Source organism: Haloarchaeobius amylolyticus (assembly GCF_026616195.1).
Taxonomy (GTDB): Archaea; Halobacteriota; Halobacteria; order Halobacteriales; family Natrialbaceae; genus Haloarchaeobius; species Haloarchaeobius amylolyticus.
In genome coordinates this window covers 424,634-447,286 of sequence record NZ_JANHDH010000001.1, presented here as the reverse complement: position 1 = coordinate 447,286, position 22,653 = coordinate 424,634, and the positions used below count along the sequence as shown (strand labels likewise).

Below are 22,653 nucleotides of genomic sequence, written 5' to 3'. Positions count from 1 at the left end.
CGGGTCACCCGACAAGGCCGGTCACCCCCATGTTGTAGCCGACGTGGACCACGACCGCGAGCACGAAGGCTCCGGCGTAGGCCCGCTTCGAGCGCTGGGCACCCAGCGCCGAGATGGTCGCCGTGACGGTGTGCAGCCCCAGCGGGAGCAAGAGCAGGCCGACGACGACCAGGGGGTCGACCCCACTGGCCGGGTCGGCGGCCGCCGCACCGGGATAGGCGCGGCCACCCAGTTCGAGGGTCTGGAGTTGCACCAGCTGGACGAGCAGGGTGAGCTTCTCGGCGAGGAAGAACGCGAGCCCGCTGACCAGCCCGAGTACGACCGCGGTCTTCGGCGACCGCTCGAACCGCGAGTACTCGAACCCGGCGTAGACGTGGATGCTCTTCGCGGTCTCCTCGATGAGCGCGATGGCCCCGAACAGCACCGGCACCGACAGCGCGGGCGGGATGATGAACAGGACCGCGATGGCGAGCAACTCCGCGACGAAGACGAACGGGAGGAACAGGGCCGTCACGAGCGCGACCGTCCGCTTGTTCCGCACCCGGGTCGCGACGGCGTCGAGCGCCTTCTGGTGGACCGGGCGCTGGCTGAACATGTCCTCCTCGCGGTAGGTACCCGCGCCGAAGGTGAACATCGCCATCGCGGTCAGGTAGAACGGGAGCGTGGAGAAGACGTACTGGCCCGCCGTCACGGCCTCGTTCTGCAGGTCCATGACGACCAGCGTCAGCGGCGAGATGAGCGCGATGGGCGTCACGTCCGTGAAGATGGCCGGGACGAACACGTAGGAGGTCATGAACACGGAGACGGTGATGGTGACGAAGGTCAGCTCCTTGAACGACCGCGCGAACATCCCGCCGACGAACGTCGCCGCGAGGAACACCAGCGCGATGGGGAGGACCGCCCCGACCGACACCGCCGACCCGCCGATGAGGATGGCGATGGCGACCGTGATGACCAGCAACGCGGCGAGGTAGGGCAGGGTCTTGCCGGCGATGATGTCACGGCGCGAGACGGGCGAGACCAGCATCAACTCGCCGCGGCGGTTGATGCGCTCGTTGATGATGGTGCTCCCGTACGCCTGGATGACGAAGTTCATCGGGACGATGAACAGGAACGCCAGCACCAGCGAGGCGAAGGGGAACGGCGGGCTGATGTTGCTCGGCGAGCCCGCGGTCGAGCCGCTGACGATGGAGGAACCGCCGAGTCGGGGCGCCTGCACCTGCCCGTCGCCGTCGGTTCCGTCGCCGGCCTGCCCGCCGTCGGTGCCGCCACCGGTTCCGGCATCGCTACCGCCACCGGCGCCGTCACTGCCGGTGCCGGCATCGCCGGTGCCGCCGGTCCCGGTCCCGCCCGTGAACTCGCTGCCGCCGCGGCTCTCGTACTGGACCTGGACGTCGACGGGGAAGGCGGCGCTCCGGTTCGACTCCTCGCCCATCAGCTGGTCGTTGTACTCCTGGACCGCGGTCCGGAACTCCGCGTAGGCCGCCTGTCCCTTCCGGGTCGAGCGCGGGATTGGTTCCCCGCGTTCGGGTATCAGGATGTCTATCTCGCCCGCTTTGAGGGAGCTGGCGCTGGCGTGGTCGGGTCTGGCCACGAACTGGCTCGTGTTCGTGACCACGTCGTGGTAGGGAGAGTCCGTCTCGACCCCGACGCGGTAGATGCCCTCGTCGAGGCCGGGGCCGTCGGCGACGACGGTCGGGCCGACCACGGCGCCGACGGCCACGAGGACGAGCGCGAGGGCGACCGTCTGCCGGTCGAGGGTGCCCGCGCTGCGGGCGACCTCCCACCGGGCGATGCGCAGTGTCTTGCGGAGCGAGAGGACCCGGTCGAACCCCGGCTTCCTCACGTCTCGGCCTCCCCGAGGGTCCGGTCGGTCTCCGTCTCGCGGGCCTCCTCCGGCGTCTCCCCGGCGATGTCGAGGAAGATGTCCTCCAGGCTCGGGTTCTCCGTCTGGAGGTCGACGACCGACCCACCGCGGGCGGTTGCCTGCGACCGGATGCGGTCGACCGCGGCCATGTCCGAGACGACCGTCTCGAAGCGCCCCTCGCCGACGCGCTCGCAGTCCTCGACCCGGACGTCGGTGAACACGTGGTAGGTCGTCCGGCCGTGCTCGCGGCGGATCTCTTCGAGGGTCCCGCGGGCGATGATGTCGCCGTGGTTCATCACGATGACGCGGTCGCAGATGCTCTCGACGTGGTAGAGGTTGTGCGCCGAGAAGACGATGGTCTTGCCCTGCTCGGCGAGCTGTTCGGTGAACTCGATGATGTAGTTCGTCGTGAGGGGGTCCAGCCCGGACGCCGGCTCGTCGTAGATGAGCACGTCCGGGTCGTTGACCAGCGACCGGGCGATGGCGACCTTGCGCTTCATCCCCTTCGACATGTCGCCGATGCGTCGTTCCCGGTGTTCGAGGTCGAGTCGGTCCAGGGCGGTCGTGATGCGCTCTCGCGCCACGTCGTCGGGCACGTCGTACAGGTCGGCGAAGAACTCGAGGTAGGAGTGCGCCGTCATCTCCTCGTACAGCGGGGACTCCTCGGGGAGGAAGCCGAGGTTGCGCCGCATGTCGGCGTCGCCGGCGGGCTGCCCGGCGACCGAGATGTGGCCGCTCGTCGGCTCGATGAGGCCGGCGAGCATCTTCAACGTCGTCGTCTTTCCGGCACCGTTCGGGCCGACGACGCCGAAGACCTCGCCGCGGTCGATGGTGAAGGAACTGCCGTCGACGGCCACGAACCCGTCGTACTCTTTTCGGAGGTCCTCGACGGTTATCATTCGTCGTCCTGAGCCAAGGTCGCGGCCTAGTTGAATATACCGGCCCCGCCGGTCAATCAGGTGACGTAAACGCCCTTCCGGCCGGTCGGTGGGCACCCGACGGTACCCTTATGCGACAGTATGCCATGGTGTACCACATGCAATCACGGCCACAGGTCCGGCTCGCACGCACCCCCGACGGGCGCCGGATAGAGGTCTCGCGGGACCTCCCCGTCGACCGGATGCTCGCGTGGGAACTGCTCACAGACACGTGGCGCTGGCCCGACTGGGGGCCGACGGTCACCGACGTAGAGGCTCCGGACCGGTTCATCTCGGCCGGGGACGAGGGGAAGGTCCGGGTCCTCGGCGGGCCGTGGGTCTCCTTCGCGGTGACGTTCGCCGACGGCGAGCGCTGGACCTGGGACGTGGCGGGCATCCCGGCGACCGGCCACCGGGCGGAGTACCTCGGCGAGGAGCAGTGCCGGGTCGTCTTCGAGGTACCACTGCTCGCGGCCGGCTACGTCCCGGTGTGCCAGCGGGCGCTGTCGAACATCGCGCGCATCCTGCTCGAGGAACCGGGCGAGCGCAACGAGACGGAGTGAGGACCCTCGAATCGCTGGTCGCTACGGTGGCCGTTCGAGCGAGAACCGGTCCCCGGTGCTCGCGTACCACGACCCGGCGAGACGGCCGACCGCGTCGAGTTTCTCCACGTCGACCTTCCCGTCGGTCGTGACGGCGTCGTCGACGTGCACGTAGACGACCTCGGCCAGGATGAGGCTCGAACCGCCCACGTCCTGCAGGTCGTACAGGTCGCACTCGAAGGCGATGGGCGACTCCGCGACCCGCGGGGGCGTCACCCGCGTCGAGTCGGCGCGGGTCGCACCCGAGTGGTCGAACTCGCTCTCCTCCTGGGGAAGAGTCGCCGCCGTCTGGTTCATCTGTTCGACGGTGTCGGCGGTCACGATGTTGACCACGAGTTCCCCGGTGTCGCGGACGTTCCGCGGGGTGTCCTTCAGGCCGTCCGGGCCGTCGACCGGCGCGAACACCAGTATGGGTGGGTCGATGGCCGCGACGGTGAAGAACGAGAACGGCGCGAGGTTGTCGACGCCGTCCTCACTCGTCGTGCTGACCCATGCGATCGGCCGCGGGACGACCGACCCGGAGAGGGTGCGGTAGAGCGAGCCCTCCACCTCGGCGGGGTCGATCTCCATCTAGAGGCCCACCCCGACCGCGTAGGGCCAGTCGGTTCCGGCGAGCACCAGGAACCCGAGTGCCGCGCCGAGCATCACGACGTTCTTCAGGAACGCGGTCATCTCGTTCTGTTGCTGTTCGGGGTCCTCCATCGTCCAGAAGTCGTGCATCATCGGGGTGGTCACCAGCAGGAACACCACGATGGCGCCCGCCCCGATGGCGGCGTAGGCGCCGAGGACGATGCTCAACCCGCCGAGGACGAGCATCCCGCCCGAGAACGTGACCGCGAGCTCGGGTGCCGGGACGCCCTTCATCGCTGCGTAGCCAGCCATGTCTTCGGTGTTCATGAAGTGGTTCAGCCCCATAAAGGCGAGCACGCCGCCGACGAGGACGCGGGCGGCGAGCAACACGAGCCCTGCGGAGCCGGTGAGTTCGAGCGCCATCTCAGGCCACCTCCGTGTCGAGGCCGGTGGTCGGTGCAGCGGTGCTGTCGTCGGTCGAAGTCCAGTGTGGTTTCATCGCGTTACCTAGTACGAGAACGAACCGACTTATAATTCAGGCGACACTAATGCAACCAGATGGCACCGAACCCAACCTGATAACATCGATGTCACGGGAACCTGTCCGGGGTCAGGAACTTTATACACCGCGACCGTAGCCGCGAACCGAGACGATGAACCCACTCAAGCCTCCCTGCATGCGCAAGGACTCGCACGCCAAAGAGGGCGCGAAGAAGGGTGCCGAGATCGGCGCCACCATCGGCAGCCCGCTCGGCCCGGTCGGCTCTGGCATCGGGGCCGGCTTCGGCGCCGCCAGCGGCCACATCGCCGGTGCGGTCCGCGACGGGGTGGAGGACGTCCTCAAGCCGTTCTGACACTGCCGACTCCCGTCGTGACGGGAGTCGCCACCCGAGCTGTCGGCATCCATCGTGGGCTGCCGTCCGCCGGTCTGAGCCGCCCTGCTCCCGTCTGACACACTAGCACAGGTAGAAAACCTTCAAACCCTCGCGGCGAATCTCTCCCCGTATGGACACCTACGAGTTGATCACTCGGAACACCGAGGAGGTCATCACGGAGGAGGAGGTTCGCGAACTGGCCGAGGACCCTACAGGGAAGCGGGTCTACGTCGGCTACGAGCCCTCCGGCGTGCTCCACGTCGGCCACCTCCTCACCGCGAACAAGCTCATCGACCTCCAGGACGCCGGGTTCGAGGTCGTCATCCTGCTCGCGGACGTACACGCCTACCTCAACGGGAAGGGGACGTTCGAGGAGATCCGCGACACCGCCGAGCAGATGCGCGCGCAGTTCCTCGCGTACGGGCTCGACGAGGCCCAGACGGAGTTCGTCTACGGGAGCGAGTTCCAGCTCGACGAGGACTACGTGCTCGACCTGCACGAACTCGAGCTCTCGACGAGCCTGAACCGCGCCCAGCGCGCGATGGCCGAGCTCCAGTCCGGCGAGACCGCGAAGGTCAGCCACGTCGTCTACCCCCTCATGCAGGCGCTGGACATCGAGTACCTCGACCTCGACCTCGCCATCGGCGGGCTCGACCAGCGCAAGGTGCACATGCTCCACCGCGAGGAGATGCCGACGCTGGACTACGACTCCCGGCCGTGCCTGCACACGCCCATCCTCGCCGACCTGACGACCGGCATCGGCAAGATGTCCTCCTCGAAGGGCGTCACCATCTCGATGGAGGACTCCTCCGAGGACCTCAAGGAGAAGGTCACCTCCGCGTTCTGCCCGCCGACGGCCGACCCCGAGCCCGACGACGAGGGCAACGAGCGCCACAATCCGGTGCTCGAACTGTACCAGTACCACGTCTTCCCGCGCTTCGAGTCCGTCACGGTCGAGCGCCCCGAGAAGTACGGCGGCGACCTCGTCTACGACGACTACGAGAGCCTCGAGGCGGACCTCGAATCGGGCGAACTCCACCCGCAGGACGCCAAGAACACGCTCGCGGAGTACCTCGACGACCTCGTCGCCGACGGCCGCGAGAAGCTCCGCGAGTTCCGCGCGAACTGAGCCGGCCTCGTTCTCGTTTTCGCTTCTCACCGCGTCGCGACGACCAGTGGCACCACGTGGACCGCCCCGACCAGCAGGTACGTCACGGGCGCGAGGGCCGGAAGCGCCAGCAGCGCGACCGCCAGCCCCGCCGCAGACAGGCTCGCCGCGCCGTAGACGAGGCGTGCAGCGGGGACGAACCACGCCGTCGCCGCGTACGCGACCGTGAACGACCCGAGCCACGGCAGCCAGCCCGCCAGGGCTGTGGCTGGTACCGGCGCGCCGAGGACCGCCGCGACGGTCCACACGGTCGCCGTCCCGTTCGTCGCGCCCCAGACCAGCAAGGGCGTCGAGAACCGGACGGTCGGCGGGGTCCGGGCGAGCCCCACGACGGTCATCGCCCCGAGCAGGCCGACCCAGAGTACCAGCACCGGCAGCGCGCCGGCGCCGAGCCACGCGGCGACCTGCGTCACGGTCCAGCCGATGGTCCCGACCAGCGCCCCGACCCGGAGGAACTGGTCGCTCGAGCGTTCGCTCACACCCGGTGGTAGGCGGGTGCGGACCGAGACTCCTTCGGACGGTTTCAAGACGGTACCCGGCGTAGGCGGGCGCATGAACGAGACGAGACGCGCGGTGCTCGACGCGCTCGCCGACGGCCCCATCTCCGGGCCGGCCCTGGCGGACGCGCTCGACGTCTCCCGCGCCGCGGTCTGGAAGCAGGTCGAGGCGCTCCGGGAGGCGGGGTTCACGGTCGAGAGCGGCGACGACGGCTACCGGCTCGCCGGGGTGCCCGACTACGGCGGCATGGCCATCGAGTACGGGCTGGACGCGCCCTACGAGGTCGAGTACCACGAGAGCATCGACTCGACGAACCGGCGCGCCCGCGAACTCGCCGGCGAGGGCGCCGCCGACGTGGTGGTCGTCGCCGACGAACAGACCGGCGGCCGCGGCCGGCTGGACCGCGAGTGGAACGCCCCCAGCGGCGGCGTCTGGGCGTCGGTCGTGCTTCGCCCCGAGATTCCCCCTGCACAGGTCCCGATCCTCACGCTGGCGGCCGCGGTCGCGGTCACCAGGGCTGCACGTGAAGCCGGCGTCGAGGCCGGCATCAAGTGGCCGAACGACGTCCTTGTCGAGGTGGGCGGGAACCAGCAGAAACTCGCCGGCATCCTCACCGAGATGGAGGGCGAGGCCGACCGCGTCTCCTGGGTCGTCGTCGGCATCGGCGTCAACGTCAACATCGACGCCGCCGACCTCCCGGAGACCGCGACGACGGTCCGGGAGCTGGTCGGCGACGTTGACCGCCGGACCTTCCTCCAGCGCGTGCTGGAGGAGTTCCACGACCTCGTTGAGGACACCGACGCGGTCCTGCCGGCGTGGCGCGACGCCTCGCTCACGCTCGGACAGCGCGTCCGGGTCGAGACGCCGGGTGAGGAGATAATCGGCGACGCGGTCGACGTGGCCTTCCCGGGCGCGTTGCTCGTCGAGACGGACGACGGGACGACCCGCGTCAGTGCCGGCGACTGCGAGCACCTGCGCCCCGTCGGCGAGGACTGACGGGTCCCTCGCCGGGACGTGGGCTAGCGGAAGACGATGGCCGCCGCCAGCGGGAGCGACGCGATGGCGGAGAACATCGCCATCCACGGGAGGACCAGCGCGAACATCGCGTTGATGAAACCGATGGCGGCCAGCGCGACAAGCTTGTCGCCGAGGTCCATCATTGGTCTAGCCTCGGCGTGGGATAGTATGGGCCTTGCGGCGAGCTATCACTCGGCCAACGCGTCACGCCTCCTCGCCGACCTGCACCGTCAACACGGGGACCGACGACGACCGGACGACGCGCTCGGCGACGCTCCCGAGCAGGAGCCGGTCGATGCCGCCGCGGCCGTGGGTGCCCATGACGACGAGGTCGCAGTCGTTCTCCTCGGCGTAGCGGACGACCTCCTTGCTCGGCGAACCCTCGAGTATCGTCCCGACGACGGGCACGTCCGCGGGGTCGGCGAGTGTCTGCACGCGCTCGATGGCGTGTTCGCCCTCCTGCTCGAGCATGTCGTGTAGTCCCTCCCACGAGGTCTCGATGGGGACGCCACCGTAACTCGCCGAGTTCAGGACGTAGACTGCGTGCAGCGTCGCGCCGTGGGCGACCGCCAGGTCGACCGCGTGCTGGATGGCGCGTTCGACGCCCTGTGAGCCGTCGGTCGGGACGAGGATTCGGTCGTACATGCGGTATGCTACCACGTACGCGAGCCGGAGGCTTTAGTTGTATCCCCGGTTCAGCCCACGACTTCGGACACGTCGCTCGTTCCCGCCCGCCTGACCACCGCCCGGACCGGGTCCCTGACGCCGGCGAGGTTGTCCGAGTCGCCGTCGAGGACGAGCAGTTTCGCCTCGCGGCCCGGTTCGATGCAGCCGTAGTTCAACCCCGCCAGTTCCGCACCGGAGAGCGTCGCCATGCGCAGGACCTCGGTCGCGGTCACGTCGCACAGTTTCGCCGTGAACTCCATCTCGCGGAACATCGACGGCGAGTTGAGCATCACGTTGTCCGTGCCGAGCGCGACCGTGGTGCGGTCGAGCCACTCGCGGATGGGTGGGAGCCCCACGTCCGTGACGAGGTTCGAGCGCGGGCAGACCGCGATGGGGGTCTCCTCTTCGGCCACGCGGGCGAGGTGACGCGGCTCGGGGTGGCACATGTGGACGAGGAAGTCCGGGTCGAGGTCCATCGCGGGGTCGATGTCCGAGGGGTCGGCCTCGCCGGCGTGGATACCGAACAACTTGCCGGCCTCGGCGGTCGCCCGGCGCTCCTCGCCGAACTCGGCGTCGTTCGCCCCCGAGGCCCCGAAGCCGTCGGCCTCGTCCAGCCGCATCGCGTCGATGGTCTCCCGGCCCAGTACGACCGGGTCGATGGCGAGGCCGTCCGCCGCCTCGCGGATGGCCCGGACACCCTCGACGCCGCCCTCACGGAACTCGACGCAGGTCGCGGTCCCGCCCGAGTACATGAACTGGAGCGACCGGCGCATCGCCGCCACCTTCTCCTCGTAGCTCGTCTGGCGGAGCAGCCGGTGCTTGAGCCCGTCCGGGGGCGCGACGAGTTCTTCGAGCGAGAGGCCGCCACCGGCCTCCTTCGCGATGGAGTCGCCGATGTGCGTGTGGGCGTTGACGAACGCCGGCAGGACGATGTCGTCGCTCTCGACCGGCGCCTCCTCGACCGCCTGTATCTCGCCGTCCTCGACGACGACGCGGCCCTCGACCGGCTCGAAGTCGCTGCCGGCGAGGATGGTGCCTTCCAGTATCATGCTCCCTCCGCGAACTGGTCGAGCGTCGCGTGCAGGCCCGCACCGACCTCCGAGACGAGCGCGCTCTCCTCGATGTCGAGGGTCCGGACCACCGCACTGCGCACCTGGTCGGTCGCCTCCGCCGGTGCGTACACACCCAGGCGCCACTGGGCCTGCTGGGCGGACTGCAGCGCCTGCACCAGCGGCGACTGCTCGTCGAGGCGGCGGGCCTCACCGTTGACCAGCACCCGCGTCGAGGACTCCTGCATCGACGGGTCGCCGGGCACGTCGAGGATGACCTCGCCGACGTCGACGCCGGCCTCGTCGGCGATCTCGAGCTCCCAGCCGCGGATGTCCTCGTGCTCGGCCGCGAGCAGGTGGTCGGGCACGTCGTCGTACTCGGCCCACACCGCGCGCTTGAACAGGTCGCGGTGGTCGAACCGGCGAGCGAGTTCCGCCGTCGTCTCCGTGTTCCGCAGCGTGGAGAGCAGGTCGTGGTCGTCCATCCGGCGGAGTTCCCCGGCGCTGGTCTCGGTCGTGTCCAGCAGGCGCTCGCCGGCCTGCCGGAGCATCGCCTTCGAGATGCGGGCGACGTGGTGACCGTACACCGTCGGGGTCATCAGCGCCCGTGCCACGAGCAGGCTCTCGGCGGTCTGGACGTTCCCCTCGTCGAGGACGAGTTCGCCGTCGTCGTCGAAGGTGAGTTCGCGGAGCAGGCGCGCGTGGTCGATGGTCCCGTACGGGACGCCCGTGTGGTGGGCGTCGCGGACGAGGTAGTCCATCCGGTCGACGTCGAGTTCGCCCGAGACGATCTGGCCGTACTGCCCGTCGCCGGCGACGAGGTCGGCGACCTCGTGGGGAGCGATGTCGTGCTCGCGCAGCACCTCGCCGATGGTCCCACGCTCGAACAGTTCGTGGACGTCGTCGTGGTACTTGCCGGTGCGCCGGTGGGTCAGCGGTTCGAGGTTGTGCGAGAACGGGCCGTGGCCCACGTCGTGGAGGATGGCGGCGGCCCGGACCTTCTCCGCGTTCTCCCCCTCGATGCCGAGGTGGTCGAGGGCCTCGCAGGCGTTGTGGTACACGCCGAGGGAGTGTTCGAACCGTGTGTGGTTCGCCGACGGGTAGACCAGCGAGGCGGTGCCGAGCTGTGTGATGTGCCGGAGTCGCTGCACCTCCGGCGTATCCAGCAGCGCCCGGGCCACACCGTCGACCTCGATGTGGTCGTGAACGCTGTCCTTGATGGTCTTCATTACCGGGTGATTCGGCGCGTTCGTATAAAAGGAACCGGGCGAGGGAGGCCGCCCTCGCGTCGTCGCTACCGTGTCTCGCTCACTCGACGACCACGTCGAAGCCGAACGACTCCTGGTTCGGGGCGCCGTTGTCGACGACCTTGACCTCACCGGAGACCGTGAAGCCGTTCGTCAGGTCGGCCGGGGTGGTGTTGATGAGCAGGTAGTCGAGGTCTCTCCCGTCGCCAGCGTTGCTGGAGGAGACGGTGGTCGGACCCGAGAGCGTCTGTGCGACGCCGTCCAGCTCGAGCGCGACGTTCTGGACCGACACCTCCGCCTCGTCGGCCTTCGTCTGGATGGCGATGCGCCCGCCGGCGAACGCGGGTGCGATGGCACCACTCACGCTGTCACCACCGACGGTGAAGGTGTACATCCCGGTCGCGTCGTCGTACTCGAACGAGAACGGCTCGAAGTCGCCGGTGTAGGTGTGCCCGACGAAGCCGTCGACGACGGCGTCACCGGTCGTCCGGAGCGCGAGCTGGTCCTGCGGGGTGTTCCCGTGCCGGGCGTGTCCCTCGGCGCTCTTGGAGCCGTCGCTGTTGAAGTTCTCCTCGAGCTTCGCCCAGCCCTCACCGGGGACGGTCGTGAACTCCACCTCGACGTCGCTGCCGGTGTTGTGGCGGCACTGCTCGGCGGTGAAGCGAAGACCCACGTGGCAGGTGTCGGTCTGGGTGACGTTCACGTCCTTCGTGACGTCGAGGCCGTCCACCTCGTCCTGGTAACCGCGGGCGCGCAGTTCGTCGTTGAAGGTCACGCCCTCCATGCCGTCCTCGCCGCCCGAGAGCGGCTCGCCGTTCACGAGGACGCCCTTGACGGGGAGGTCGGTGAAGCCGAGCCGCTCGGCGTCGAACTCCTTGCACGGGAGGTACCAGTTCATCACGTAGCAGTGGACGCCCGGTTCGAAACAGGCGGCGTCCACGTCGGGGTCGCCCGCGACGCCGGAGCCGTCTTCCTTGACGACCGGCGGGAGGCGGACGCGGCCCGAGAAGTCGGGACCGAACTGTTCGAGCCAGCCGGTCATCGACCCGGCGTAGAGGACGTTGCCGGCCTCGCCCTCCTCGCCGAAGGGGTTGAGGATGTCGTCGTCGCTGCCCGGCGTGGAGAGATTGTCACAGTCGGGGTCGGTCGAGACGACCACGTACATGTAGTCGCACAGTTCGCCGACCTCGGCGGTGTCGTCGCCGGCCGCGACCTCGGGTTCGGTCGGGTCGACGACGCCATCGCGGTAGTCCTCACCCGAGCGCGGGAGCGGGAGACCGTCGGCGTCCTCGTCCATGAGCTCCGCGTAGATGAACGACGGGTTGCCACAGAGGTGGAAACTGAAGGTCGTCTCGCCCTCGTCGTAGGGCTTGATGTCGTCGAGGTCCACGAACATCGCGGACGCGCCGTCGACGTAGCCCGGGAGGTAGTCGTTGTCGGGGTCATTCAGGACGGAGAGCCCACCGAGGACGTCCGGGTTGCGCTGGTCTGCGAGGTCGGTCGGGACCGGCAGTGCACACACGTCGAGCGACGTCTGGATGGCGCCCCAGTCCTCGTGGCTGATGGCCTCGCCGTTCTCGTCACGTACCGCGGGCGCGGCTGCGACCTCGTAGGTCATGCCATCGGTGTCGGCCACGACCGCTGGACGCAGGTCCATCGGGACGTTCTGGAGGTCGTAGCGCTCCCAGGGCTTGTACGTCGAGCGGTAGTCGAGGATGAGGTCGACGCGGCCGGCCTCGTACCAGCCCTCGAGCGATTCGCGGTCGCTGTAGAACGCGGTCGTGCCGAGACCCGCACCCGCACTCGCGACGCCGATTGTTCCGAGTCCTGCCAGCACCTGCCGGCGTGAGATCTTGTTTGCCATGGTTGTTGGTTGATGATCACCTGGGTCGCCAGGTGTTGGTTGAGACGAGGACTGGGACCCATTTCCTTATGAGGCGCTTCGGGGAATGCAACCGCTGGTTAGCCGAGAACCGAACGAAGGCAGGGCTCTCCTACCGGACGTTCAGGCTCCCCTGACCCAGGGTATGTGCGCCATACCCGGTAATCGGGGACAGTCCGAGACACCGTGATGCCGGTCGGAGGGCAGGGCTCGATACGGATTGGGGTATCGGGGGTCGATACCGGTTCAGGCACAGGTAGCTCGTCACTCGTCGGTGTGTCCGACAGGACCGACCCAGAAGAGATTCCGAGCACGAGGCCCGGACCGCACCAGGCGTGCCGGTCGCCGCACAGTCAGCGGTACCACACGTTCGTCGTCGGATCAGAACGCGATCTGGTCCACGCAGTTGTCGGGCGTCGTGATGACGACCGTGTTGTCGACGCCGGACATGTCGAGTTCGATCTCGCTGCCGTCGTCGCTATGGGCGACCCACTTGCTGATGACACCGGGGTCGAGCGGCGGCTGGTCGGCGTCGCCGTTGAAGCTCGCCGTCACCGCGATGGAGAAGCTCCCCGGCATCGGCCCGACCGCCATACCGTCGGTCTTCGCGTTCGCCCACTGCCAGTCGGCAGCCTCGAGGACGCCGCCGGTGACGGTGTAGTCGTCGCTGGTCGAGGCGTCGTCGTCCTCAACGAGCAGGTTCTGGGCCGGCGTGAAGCCGACGAACTCCATCGAGGCCGCGCCGCCGGTCCCGTTGTTCTCGTCGTTGACCACGACGAACGCGAGGCCGTCGGCCGCGTCGACGAGCATGATCTTGCTCACGTCGGAGTCGAGGCGGGACTCGATGTCGCCGGTGGCGACGAAGTTCTGGAGACCGTAGAACTCCGCGATGGTCTGGTCGGTCTGGACGGCGTCGATGCAGCCCAGCTGTTGCCCGTTCTGGAAGACCGCGAACTGGCCTTCCTCGCAGTCCGGGCAGCCCTCGAACTCGAACTGCGGCTCGGTGTTGTGGCGGCACTGCTCGGCGGTGAACGTCATGCCGACGTGGCAGGTGTCGGACTGCGTGATGTTGGCCGAGAGGACGCCGTCGTCGCCGTCTCCGTACCCGCGGGCGAGCAGTTCTTGGGTGAAGCTCCCTTCTGCCAGCGGGTTGTTGACCAGCGGGAGGTCGTCGAAGCCGTAGAGCGGCGAGTCCTCCGGTTCGGTCTGGATGCAGGGCAGGTACCACTCCATGACGTAGCAGTGGACGCCCGGCTCGAAACAGTCCCCGTCGTTCGCACTGCCGGTGACGGGCGGGAGCCGGAGGCGCCCGTCGGGCGCGTTCCGGATGATCTCGATCCAGCCGGACATCGAGCCTGCGTAGACGGGTGCGACCTCGGTGTCGGGGTCGGACTCGGTGAACAGTTCGGCGTTGCTGATGTTGTCGCAGTCCGGGTCCGGCGAGACGACCACGTAGAGGTAGTCACAGAGTTCGCCACCGTCGAAGGTCTCGTCCTCGGGGTCCTCCCCGGCCTCGACCTCGGGTTCGGTGGGCTCGTCGATGCCCTCGCGGTAGTCCTCCTCGCTGCCGGTGGTCGGTCGTCCGTCGACCATCTCCTCGACCAGCTCGACGCTGATGAACGAGGGGTTGCCACAGAGGTGGAACGAGAACGTGGTCTCCCCGCGGTCGTGGGGCTTCAGGTCGACGAGGTCGATGAACATGGCGTCCTCGTGGCCGTCGACGTACCCGGGCAGGTAGTTGCCCTCGGGCCCGACGACGCTGAAGTCGCCGAGGTCGAGGTCGTTCTCCTCGCTCGCGAGGTTGGTCGGGTCGCGGAGCGAACAGGGGTCGATGACGTCGGTGTTGAGACTCCCCCACGTCTCGAAGTCGACGGGCGAGCCGTCGGCGTTCCGGACCGCCGGGGCGGCCGCGATCTCGTAGACCATCTCGTCGGTCCCGGGCACGATCGGTGGCCGGTCCTCCGGCGCCACGTCGTGGAGGTCGTAGCGTTCCCAGGGAACGTAGGTCGAGCGGTAGTCTAGGACGAGGTCGACCCGGCCGGCCTCCAGCCAGCCCTCCAGCGACTCCCTGTCGCTGTAGAAGGCGGTCGTTCCCAGTCCGGCACCGGCGCTGGCCACCCCGATGGTGCCCAGGCCAGCCAGAACCTGTCTGCGTGATAGTTTCGAACTCATGTGTCGTCGCACCCCCACTGGGTGTCGTCCACGTGTTGGCGGAACAGGGGGTTACCTATGAGTCGCTTTGCGGGACAGAAGTGAACCTTATCTGATACTAGGAGTCGCCGAACGGGCGATTACCACGCGGTAACCACTCCCTCTGCCACGCTGCTGTCGGCCGGTTTCGAACCCTGGCCTGTCGGCCTGTGGGTACGGCTTCGAGACACGGAAACAGGAAAGAAGGTGTTCGGTCGGGGCAACCGGTCGGTTTACTGGGTGGCCAGTTCTCCGCCGGTGTTGTGGCGGCACTGGACCGCCTCGAACTCGATGGTCATGTGGCACGAGTCGGTCTGCGTGACGTTCACGTCGATGGTCGCGCCCTCGTCGTCGACGAAGCCGCGCTGGCGGAGTTCGTCGTTGAAGCTCAGGCGGCTCGCACCCTCCTGACCGTCGGTGTCGTCGTCCTGCTCCACGATCAGGGCGCCGCTCTGGTCGATGGCACCGTAGACGGGCAGGTCGGTGAAGCCCAAGCGGTCCGGGTCGTTCTCCTTGCACGGGAGGTACCACTCCAAGACGTAGCAGTGGGCACCGGGTGCGAAACAGTCGCCCGGTTCGCCCTCCGGGTCCGGGTCGAACTCGTCGTCGAACAGTTCACAGTAGAACAGCTGGACGTTCGAGATCGCCGACTGCTGGTCGTTCCCGACGATGATGTCGCTGGAGTCGACGGTGAACTCGTCGCCGGTCTCGAGGCACTCGTACTCGAAGACCTGGAACTGGTCGTCGTCCTGGTCCTCGGGGAGGGTCTCGAAGTCGGTGTTCGGACCACCGCCGCCCTTTACGACCGCGCCACAGATACCGACGTTCCCACCGAGTATCTCGAACGTGGTCTCCTTCGGGTCGTCCGTGTCGTCGACGGCGGTGACCTCCAGGGAGACGAACGCGCCGGAGTCGTCGTTGGCGGTGATGACGAACTGGTCGCCGACTGCACCGGCGGCGTCGGTCAGCTTCGCGTCGTTGTCATCGTCCTCCTCGACGTCGTACTCGCCGCCGTCGTCGTCCCACTCGATTTTGCCGAGGCGGTGACAGCCGTCATCCTCCTCGGTGATTGATATCTGTCCCTGGTCCACGCCGTTCTCCATCGTCGGGCTGCCGGCAGCACCGGCGCCCGAGGGTGGCAGGGCCACGCCCTCGGCGAGGAGCTGCTTCCAGCCGGCGAGCGACCCCGCGTAGAGGACGTTGTTCCGGAGGACGTCGAAGTCCCCGTCGATCTCGAGTTCGCTGCGGATGTCGTCCACGTCGGACTCGGTCAGGATGTTGTTCGCGGTCAGGTTGTCGCAGTCCTGGTCGACGGAGATGATCACGTACATGTAGTCGGCGAGTTCGCCACCGTCCCAGACGGCCATCTCCTCATCGGTTCGGTCTCCGGCCTCGGGTTCGCCTGCCTCGACCTCCGGTTCGATCGGGTTCTCGGTCTCGTCCGAGTCCTCGAGGTCGAGCATGTCCGCCAGCGAGGCGGTGATGAACGACGGGTTGCCACAGAGGTGGAGACTGAACGTCGTCTCCCCCTCGTCGTAGGGCTTGATGTCGTCGAGGTCGACGAACATCACCGGGCCGTTCTCGCCGTTGTCCTGCCCGTCGACGTAGCCGGGCAGGTACTGGTTCTCGGGGTCGTTCTCGACGGTGAGGCCGCCGAGGACGTCCGGGTTCCGGTCGTCCGTGAGGTCGGTCGGGACCGGGAGCGTACAGACGGGGAGCGACGTCTGGATGTCGCCCCAGTCCTCGTGGCTGATGGCCTCGCCGTTCTCGTCACGCACCGCCGGGGCGGCGCCGATCTCGTAGGTCATCCCGCCGGTACCGGCCACGACCGCCGGACGGGCGTCCATCGGGACGTCGTGCAGGTCGTAGCGTTCCCACGGTTTGTACGTGGTGCGGTAGTCGAGGATGAGGTCGACGCGACCGGCCTCGAGCCAGCCTTCGAGCGATTCTCTGTCGCTGTAGAACGCGGTCGTGCCGAGCCCGGCACCAGCGCTCGCGACACCGATTGTTCCGAGTCCTGCCAGCACCTGCCGGCGAGTGACCCGTGGGTTGTGTTGTTTCGTCATACGTTCCCCACCCCCATCTGAGGGTGATATTCACTGTACGCGAGACCAGGGGTTACCTATGGGCAACTTCGACCGGGGAGAAGCACAGGTTACCGAACGGTAGGCACGCAGGACCGATAGGACCGACCGGCTGAACTATCCGTTATATCGTGGTATGGGGCCCCTTGCAGCCGAGCCGGCCGGTCCGCAGGTACGTCCCGTCAGCAGACCTCGTCGAAGTCCTTGTGCCCGCGGATGTCGACGCCCTCACCGGTCACCTCGGCGAGGAAGACGCCGTTGCCGGAGCCGGTGTCGCGCTCGGCGGCCGAGCGGACCGCGCGCGCCGCGACGGTCTTGGCCTCCTCGTTCGAGAGGTCGTCCTCGTACTCCTGTTCGAGCAGGCCGTGGGCGACCATCATGCCGGAGCCGGTGACGGTGTAGTCGTCGCGCATGACGCCGCCGGCGGGGTCGATGGAGTAGACGTGGTGCCCGTCGTCGTCGACGCCGCCGAGGATGGGGTTGATGGCGAAGAAGGGGCCGCCGCGGGCGAAGTTGCCCGCGAGCGTCGAGAGGGCCTGCATGGACATCTCCTCGCCGCGACGGGCCTCGTAGAGGTTGGCCTCGGCGCGCAGGGAGCGGATGAACGACTGGGCGCCGCCGACGCTGCCGACGAGGGTGAGCGCCGCGGTCGGGTGGACCTGTTCGACCTTCTGGACGTCCTTGTTCGAGACGAAGATGCCGCCGAGGGAGGCGCGCATGTCGGTGGCGATGACGACGCCCTCCTCGGTGGTGATGCCGACCGTGGTCGTCCCGGTCTTCGAGACGTTCTCGAGGTCCGCCTCCTCGACCTCGGTCTCCGGGAGCGACCCCACCTGTGGCGTGTAGGGGTCGACCGGTTCGAGCGAGAGTGCGTCCGGAATCTGTGGGTCGTCCGCGCGTGGCGTTCGCATTGGTCGGCACTAACACGCGCCCCGGTATAAAAGGGCGGCGTTGCCGATGGCGGCGGCTCGCTCCGTGGGTCCGAGAGAATCGGTGGTCGTGTGTCGTGCTCAGTTCGCAGCGGTCTCCTCGTAGGCACCGCCGAACCGCTCGACGAGCCGGTGCACCGGCAGCGACACGCCGAAGCGACGCATCGCGAGTGCAAGCGGCATCAGCACGATGCCGAGTGCGATGCTGGTCTGGTACAGTGCGAACAGGGCGGCTTGGGTGGCCCGGTCGATCATCTGCCTTCGCCTGAAGCCAGTGACCAGCCAGTATATAACTGTTCCTGCCAGACAGCGCCGTGCGATGCGGACGCACCCCGACGCAGTCGTGCGATTCAATTCGACTTTGCTTCTATCCAACTGGAGGTGCGAATCTCGGCGGGATTTCGGTCTCTCATCGCTCAGGCATGGCCGGGATTCCCGTAACTTATGAGAATAATACGCTCGGCTTGCGCGACGGGACGGTCGGCGGTCGCTCGCGTCGGCGGGGCAGGACGAACCACAAAGCAAGCCTTGCTGCGGCCCAATGGTCGCGGTATGAGCAATTATCTGGTTGCGATGGAAGCCGCCTGGTTGGTGCGAGACGTGGACAACATCGACGACGCCATCGGCGTCGCGGTGAGCGAGGCCGGCAAGCGCCTCAACAACGAGGGGAAGGACTACGTCGAGGTGAACGTCGGGCTCACGGGCTGTCCGGCCTGTGGCGAGGACTTCGACTCCGCCTACATCGCTGCCGATACCGCGCTCGTCGGCCTCGTGCTCGAGATGGAGGTCTTCAACGCCGACAGCGAGGAACACGCCCAGCGCATCGCCAAGAGCGAGGTCGGCGGCGCGCTCCGGGACGTCCCCCTGAAGGTCGTCGAGACCATCGAGCGCGAAGAGGACGAGGACGCGTAGGACCCCGAAAGCTTATTTTATAACCGGGGGTTATCGGGTTGTATGGAGCTTCCCACCCCGACAGACCTCCGCGAACGTCGCAAGGGGCTCGACCTCACCCAGAGCGAACTCGCCGACGCCGCCGAGGTCTCACAGCCGCTCATCGCCCGCATCGAGGGTGGTGACGTGGACCCGCGACTCTCGACGCTGCGGCGCATCGTCGAGGCACTCAACGAGGCCGAGGGCGAGATCAAGCGCGCCGAGGACGTGATGCACGAGGAACTGGAGTTCGTCCGGATGGACGACAGCGTCGGGCGCGCCATCGACATCATGGGCGAGCAGGGCTACTCCCAGCTGCCCGTCGTGGACGAGCGCGGCACCCCCGTCGGTCTCATCTCGAACAGCGACATCCGGCTCCACCGCGAGGACCGCGACATCGAGGAGCTGCCCGTCGCCGAGGTCATGAACGAGAGCTACAGCACGGTCGGTCGCGACGCCACCCTCGACAGCATCGACAACCTGCTCGAACTCCACGACGCGGTCATCGTCAAGGAGGAGGGCGAGATGGTCGGCATCATCACCGAGGCCGACATCGCCACGCACCTGTCCTGACCCTGCAAGCATCGCACCGCTCTCGGGCGGTTCGCGGCCGCGTGCGGGGTGCGTTTCCGCTGAGAGGTTTTTATCCGTCGCGCGCCAACGTCTCCCATGACACACTACTGTCCGGACTGCGACGTGGGACTCGTCGAGACCGACTACGGGACCAGCGAGGGGTCCGAGGACATCCGCGTCGAGGCCGGCGGCGGCCTGTTCGGGGCCCTGAGCATGGAGGGGAATCCCGTCGTCGCGCACGTCTGTCCGGAGTGTCGGCTGGTGCGCTTCTACGCCGAATCGGTGATGTAGGCCGGTCTGTGCTGTTTCTGGGACGGTTCCGGTGACCGACCGACCCACGGCGCGAGCAGTTCCGGTGCGGGACCAAACACTTTGTATTTCCAATGGCAATAAACTGGTATGGTCTCGGAGAATCGCGTCCGCGACGCGGCCGGTATCACCATCATCGCCGGGGCGTTCCTGCTGCTGTACGCCCTCGTCGTACGGGGAGAACTGACCGTCCCGGTCATCGGGGCCGTGTTGCCCCTGTTCGGGCTGGGCGCCGCACTGGTCGTCGGGGGTGGGGCGGTGATGACGTACCTGAAACGGGTGTATCCGGCCGACTCGAACTGACCGTCAGTCCAGCGAGAGGCCGCGGACCTCGACGCTCGCGCCCTCGGTGACCTCGCCGATGACCTTCCCGTCCTCGGTGGCGTCGGCCAGCGCCTCGGCCTCCTCGGCGGGGACCGCCGCGACGAAGCCGGTGCCCATGTTGAAGGTGCGGTACATCTCCTCGGGCGAGACGTTCCCGAGGTCCTGCACGAGGCCGAAGATGGCCGGCGCGCCGAAGGGCTCGGTGATGTCGTACTCGAACTCGCCCATCCGGAGGAGGTTCGTCCAGCCACCGCCGGTGACGTGGGCGGCCGCGTGGACGCCGTGTTCGTGCATGGGTTCGAGCAGGTCGGTGTAGATGCGGGTCGGTTCCAGGAGCTCCTCGCCGATGGTGCGGTCGTCCTCGGCGGGCGGGAAGGGGTCGTCGTAGTCGTACTCGCGCTGGACTGCCTTGCGCGCGAGGGTGAGCCCGTTCGAGTGGATGCCCGAGGAGGGCCACGCGACGAGCCTGTCGCCGACCTGTGCCTCGCCGTCGAAGACGGCCTCCTTCGTCGCGAGCCCGGCGCAGGTGCCCGCGAGGTCCAGCCCGGAGACGACCTCGGGCATGACCGCCGTCTCGCCGCCAAGGAGCGCCACGTCGGCGCGGTCGGCGGCCTCGGCGAGGCCCTCGCCGACCTGCTCGGCGAACTCCTCGGTCGGCTCGTCCACCGCGAGGTAGTCCACGAACGCGACCGGCTTGACCCCGGCCGCGACGAGGTCGTTCGCGTTCATCGCCATGCAGTCGATGCCCACGGTGGAGTAGTCGCCAAGCGCCTCCGCGACGAGCAGTTTCGTCCCGACCCCGTCGGTCGCCAGGCCGAGGTACTGGTCGCCGATGTCCAGCAGGCCCGCGTACTCGGTGTCGACGACGTTCCCGACCGCGTTCAGTAGCGCCGCCGTCGCCGCCTCGCTCTCCTCGATGTCCACGCCGGCGTCGGCGTAGGTGAGTTCGTCCTCGTCCTCGGTCATACGAGTTCGCGCCACGTGAACGCGCAAAAGCCCACCGGTGTCCGGCCGGGGTCGCCCCGACGAATTCTAGAAGGATTCTGGTGACAGTTCGAAAAATCCCTTTCTACACCCCCTGCCTCCCATCCAGTGGAGATGCGAGACCGAACACCGATACCGAGCCGACCCGACCTCGTCCTCGCGGCGCTGGCCGGCGTGGCCGCCGTCGTGGGCTCGTACGCCCTCGCCGGCTGGTCGCGCCAGTCGTTCGTGGTCGCCCCGATAGACGCCGCGGTGGTGAACGCGACGCCGGACGTCGTCGTCAGGTACGCCATCCAGTACCTCGGCTCGGCCGGCCACGTCCTGCACATCGGACTGGCCATCGCCATCGCGGTGGCCGGCCTCGCAGTTCCGTCCCTGCTGGCGCTCGCCCTCTCGCGCCGCCTCGCCCAGCCCCTGCTGGCGCCCGTCGCCACGGGTACCATCGTCGCGGCCCTCCTCGCCGGCACGACCGGCGCACTCGGCCCCGCGGTCGCCGCCGGCCTCTCGGCCGGCATCGTCCTCGCCGCCGGTACCCTCGGCCTCTCCGGGACCGCCGCCGGCGATTCCACGCACCCCGACGCCCGGGCCGACCCGGCGCGCCGGCGGCTCGTCGGTGTCTTCCTCGGGACGGCGGCCTACGCCGGCCTCGGGTCCGCCATCGGCGGTAGCGCCCCGAAGACCGGTGAGGCCACCGAGGAACTCGCCACGAAGTCGGACACCGACGAGCTACTGAACGACGCCGCGGCGCAGTCGTTCGACGTGGCCGGCCTCGGCGGCCTCGTCACGCCCATCGGCGAGTTCTACGAGACGGACATCAACTCGTTCGACCCCTCGCCCGACCCCGATAAATGGACCCTCACCGTGACCGGCGAAGTCGACCAGGAGGTGACGCTCGACTACGACGAACTCACGGGTCGCGAACCGGAGCACCGCTTCGTCACCCTGCGCTGTGTCGGCGAGAGCCTGAACGGCCACAAGATGGACAACGCGCTCTGGACCGGCATCCCCATCGCGGCCCTCATCGAGGAGGCCGGCGTCTCCAGCGACTGCGGCTGCGTGATGGCCCGCGCCGCCGACGGCTACTTCGTCCAGTTCCCATACGCCGCCCTGAAGGAGGGCTTCCTCGCGTACGGGATGAACGGGATGGGGCTCCCGAAGCAGCACGGCCGCCCCGTCAGGCTGCTCGTCCCGGGCCACTGGGGCGAGGTGAACGTGAAGTGGATCACCGAACTCGAGTTCCTCGACGAGGCGGTCGACGGCTACTGGGAGAAGCGCGGCTGGCACGGGACCGGCCCGGTCGAGACGGTCGCGAAGCTCCACGCCACGAACGAACTCGCGGACGGCGCCGTCGAGGTCGCGGGCCACGCCTACGCCGGCACCCGCGGGGTCGACCGCGTCGAGGTCTCGACCGACGGCGGCGACACCTGGACCGACGCCGAGCTGTCCGAGCCCCTGCCGGGCGAGGACGTCTGGCGCATGTGGCGCCACCGGTTCACGCCCGGGGGCGAGACGGAGGTCGTCGTCCGTGCCGTCGACGGGACCGGGGCGGTCCAGCCCGAGGAGTACTCGCAGTCGTACCCCAGCGGCGCGACAGGGTGGGTGCGCAAGACGGTGAGTGGGTGACCCGGGTGTCGGGCAGGTGGCGCGGAACGGTGTCACTAAGTAGGCAGGTCGTGCACGGGACAGACAGGAATCGATGGAGAAGGCGCTGTGGTACCTGCTGGTGGGCACGCGCGGCGGCACGAACCGCGTCCGGATCATCCGGGCGCTCTCGGAGCGACCGCGCAACGCCAACCAGCTCTCCGAGCACATCGAGGTGGACTACAACACGGTCCGACACCACCTCGACATGCTGCTCGACCACAACGTCGTGGAGAAGGGCGGCGACGACTACGGCGCGCTGTACTTCCTCACCGACCAGTTCGAACACCACCGGGAGACGTTCGAGGAGATAATCCAACACATGGACTGA

The 22,653-nt window shown here is 68.1% G+C and carries 25 protein-coding genes; 10 read left to right on the top strand and 15 right to left on the bottom strand.

Annotated elements, in window-relative coordinates; genetic code table 11:
- Positions 1-4: 4 nt before the first annotated feature.
- Positions 5-1,846, bottom strand: coding sequence for an ABC transporter permease (locus NOV86_RS02360; RefSeq protein WP_267639622.1), 1,842 nt, complete (start codon positions 1,844-1,846; stop codon positions 5-7).
- Positions 1,843-2,766 (bottom strand): ABC transporter ATP-binding protein, encoded by a 924-nt coding sequence (locus tag NOV86_RS02355; RefSeq protein ID WP_267639621.1) that lies wholly within the window; start codon positions 2,764-2,766, stop codon positions 1,843-1,845. The genes NOV86_RS02360 and NOV86_RS02355 overlap by 4 nt, the downstream gene beginning before the upstream one ends.
- A gap of 137 nt (positions 2,767-2,903) precedes the next feature.
- On the opposite strand from NOV86_RS02355, the gene NOV86_RS02350 reads away from it, so the two are divergent.
- Entirely contained in the window at positions 2,904-3,347 is a 444-nt protein-coding gene (locus tag NOV86_RS02350; protein ID WP_267639620.1) for an SRPBCC family protein, read from the top strand.
- A gap of 21 nt (positions 3,348-3,368) precedes the next feature.
- Here the strand turns inward: NOV86_RS02350 and NOV86_RS02345 are convergent, their stop codons facing one another.
- Both NOV86_RS02345 and NOV86_RS02340 read right to left on the bottom strand, forming a co-directional pair.
- Entirely contained in the window at positions 3,369-3,956 is a 588-nt protein-coding gene (locus NOV86_RS02345) for a flavin reductase family protein (RefSeq protein WP_267639619.1), read from the bottom strand.
- Positions 3,957-4,379: a DoxX family protein gene (locus tag NOV86_RS02340; protein WP_267639618.1), complete on the bottom strand. Its 423-nt coding sequence runs from the start codon at positions 4,377-4,379 to the stop codon at positions 3,957-3,959.
- A 230-nt stretch (positions 4,380-4,609) separates the two neighbouring features.
- On the opposite strand from NOV86_RS02340, the gene NOV86_RS02335 reads away from it, so the two are divergent.
- Positions 4,610-4,810: a hypothetical protein gene (locus NOV86_RS02335; protein ID WP_267639617.1), complete on the top strand. Its 201-nt coding sequence runs from the start codon at positions 4,610-4,612 to the stop codon at positions 4,808-4,810.
- Positions 4,811-4,961: 151 nt separating this feature from the next.
- Positions 4,962-5,960 carry a tyrosine--tRNA ligase gene (locus NOV86_RS02330; protein WP_267639616.1) on the top strand — a complete coding sequence of 333 codons (999 nt, stop codon included), beginning with the start codon at positions 4,962-4,964 and terminating at the stop codon, positions 5,958-5,960.
- A gap of 26 nt (positions 5,961-5,986) precedes the next feature.
- Here the strand turns inward: NOV86_RS02330 and NOV86_RS02325 are convergent, their stop codons facing one another.
- Entirely contained in the window at positions 5,987-6,478 is a 492-nt protein-coding gene (locus NOV86_RS02325) for a hypothetical protein (RefSeq protein ID WP_267639615.1), read from the bottom strand.
- 73 nt (positions 6,479-6,551) lie between these two features.
- Here NOV86_RS02325 and NOV86_RS02320 point away from each other — a divergent pair, with 73 nt between their 5' ends.
- Positions 6,552-7,493 carry a biotin--[acetyl-CoA-carboxylase] ligase gene (locus tag NOV86_RS02320; RefSeq protein WP_267639614.1) on the top strand — a complete coding sequence of 314 codons (942 nt, stop codon included), beginning with the start codon at positions 6,552-6,554 and terminating at the stop codon, positions 7,491-7,493.
- Positions 7,494-7,516: 23 nt separating this feature from the next.
- Here the strand turns inward: NOV86_RS02320 and NOV86_RS02315 are convergent, their stop codons facing one another.
- The 9 genes from NOV86_RS02315 to NOV86_RS02275 all read right to left on the bottom strand — a co-directional run bounded on the left by NOV86_RS02315 (position 7,517) and on the right by NOV86_RS02275 (position 17,816).
- Positions 7,517-7,657 (bottom strand): hypothetical protein, encoded by a 141-nt coding sequence (locus NOV86_RS02315; RefSeq protein ID WP_267639613.1) that lies wholly within the window; start codon positions 7,655-7,657, stop codon positions 7,517-7,519.
- A gap of 61 nt (positions 7,658-7,718) precedes the next feature.
- The gene (locus tag NOV86_RS02310) at positions 7,719-8,159 is read right to left on the bottom strand and encodes a universal stress protein (protein ID WP_267639612.1); all 441 of its coding nucleotides are present in this window, start codon (positions 8,157-8,159) and stop codon (positions 7,719-7,721) included.
- Positions 8,160-8,209: 50 nt separating this feature from the next.
- Positions 8,210-9,229 carry an amidohydrolase family protein gene (locus NOV86_RS02305; protein ID WP_267639611.1) on the bottom strand — a complete coding sequence of 340 codons (1,020 nt, stop codon included), beginning with the start codon at positions 9,227-9,229 and terminating at the stop codon, positions 8,210-8,212.
- Positions 9,226-10,458 (bottom strand): HD domain-containing protein, encoded by a 1,233-nt coding sequence (locus tag NOV86_RS02300; protein WP_267639610.1) that lies wholly within the window; start codon positions 10,456-10,458, stop codon positions 9,226-9,228. Before NOV86_RS02300 ends, NOV86_RS02305 begins: the two co-directional genes overlap by 4 nt.
- Before the next feature lie 79 nt (positions 10,459-10,537).
- Entirely contained in the window at positions 10,538-12,340 is a 1,803-nt protein-coding gene (locus tag NOV86_RS02295; RefSeq protein WP_267639609.1) for a hypothetical protein, read from the bottom strand.
- A gap of 399 nt (positions 12,341-12,739) precedes the next feature.
- Complete coding sequence (locus NOV86_RS02290) at positions 12,740-14,530, bottom strand: hypothetical protein (protein WP_267639608.1); 1,791 nt, start codon at positions 14,528-14,530, stop codon at positions 12,740-12,742.
- Between the two features lie 251 nt (positions 14,531-14,781).
- Complete coding sequence (locus NOV86_RS02285; protein ID WP_267639607.1) at positions 14,782-16,614, bottom strand: hypothetical protein; 1,833 nt, start codon at positions 16,612-16,614, stop codon at positions 14,782-14,784.
- A gap of 200 nt (positions 16,615-16,814) precedes the next feature.
- Positions 16,815-17,543 (bottom strand): archaeal proteasome endopeptidase complex subunit beta, encoded by a 729-nt coding sequence (gene psmB, locus NOV86_RS02280; protein ID WP_267639606.1) that lies wholly within the window; start codon positions 17,541-17,543, stop codon positions 16,815-16,817.
- 99 nt (positions 17,544-17,642) lie between these two features.
- Positions 17,643-17,816 (bottom strand): hypothetical protein, encoded by a 174-nt coding sequence (locus tag NOV86_RS02275; RefSeq protein WP_267639605.1) that lies wholly within the window; start codon positions 17,814-17,816, stop codon positions 17,643-17,645.
- Between the two features lie 297 nt (positions 17,817-18,113).
- Between NOV86_RS02275 and NOV86_RS02270 the strand changes: the two genes are divergently transcribed.
- The 4 genes from NOV86_RS02270 to NOV86_RS02255 all read left to right on the top strand — a co-directional run bounded on the left by NOV86_RS02270 (position 18,114) and on the right by NOV86_RS02255 (position 19,676).
- The gene (locus NOV86_RS02270) at positions 18,114-18,473 is read left to right on the top strand and encodes a DUF555 domain-containing protein (RefSeq protein WP_267639604.1); all 360 of its coding nucleotides are present in this window, start codon (positions 18,114-18,116) and stop codon (positions 18,471-18,473) included.
- A 42-nt stretch (positions 18,474-18,515) separates the two neighbouring features.
- Complete coding sequence (locus tag NOV86_RS02265; protein WP_267639603.1) at positions 18,516-19,064, top strand: CBS domain-containing protein; 549 nt, start codon at positions 18,516-18,518, stop codon at positions 19,062-19,064.
- A 96-nt stretch (positions 19,065-19,160) separates the two neighbouring features.
- Complete coding sequence (locus NOV86_RS02260; RefSeq protein WP_267639602.1) at positions 19,161-19,355, top strand: hypothetical protein; 195 nt, start codon at positions 19,161-19,163, stop codon at positions 19,353-19,355.
- A gap of 108 nt (positions 19,356-19,463) precedes the next feature.
- Positions 19,464-19,676, top strand: a complete 213-nt coding sequence (locus NOV86_RS02255; RefSeq protein WP_267639601.1) for a hypothetical protein — start codon at positions 19,464-19,466, stop codon at positions 19,674-19,676.
- A gap of 3 nt (positions 19,677-19,679) precedes the next feature.
- On the opposite strand, the gene purM is transcribed toward NOV86_RS02255, so the two are convergent.
- Positions 19,680-20,663, bottom strand: a complete 984-nt coding sequence (purM, locus tag NOV86_RS02250) for a phosphoribosylformylglycinamidine cyclo-ligase (RefSeq protein WP_267639600.1) — start codon at positions 20,661-20,663, stop codon at positions 19,680-19,682.
- Positions 20,664-20,795: 132 nt separating this feature from the next.
- Here purM and NOV86_RS02245 point away from each other — a divergent pair, with 132 nt between their 5' ends.
- Positions 20,796-22,304, top strand: coding sequence for a molybdopterin-dependent oxidoreductase (locus NOV86_RS02245; protein WP_267639599.1), 1,509 nt, complete (start codon positions 20,796-20,798; stop codon positions 22,302-22,304).
- Between the two features lie 73 nt (positions 22,305-22,377).
- On the top strand, positions 22,378-22,653 hold the full coding sequence (locus NOV86_RS02240) for a winged helix-turn-helix domain-containing protein (RefSeq protein WP_267639598.1): 276 nt from the start codon (positions 22,378-22,380) through the stop codon (positions 22,651-22,653).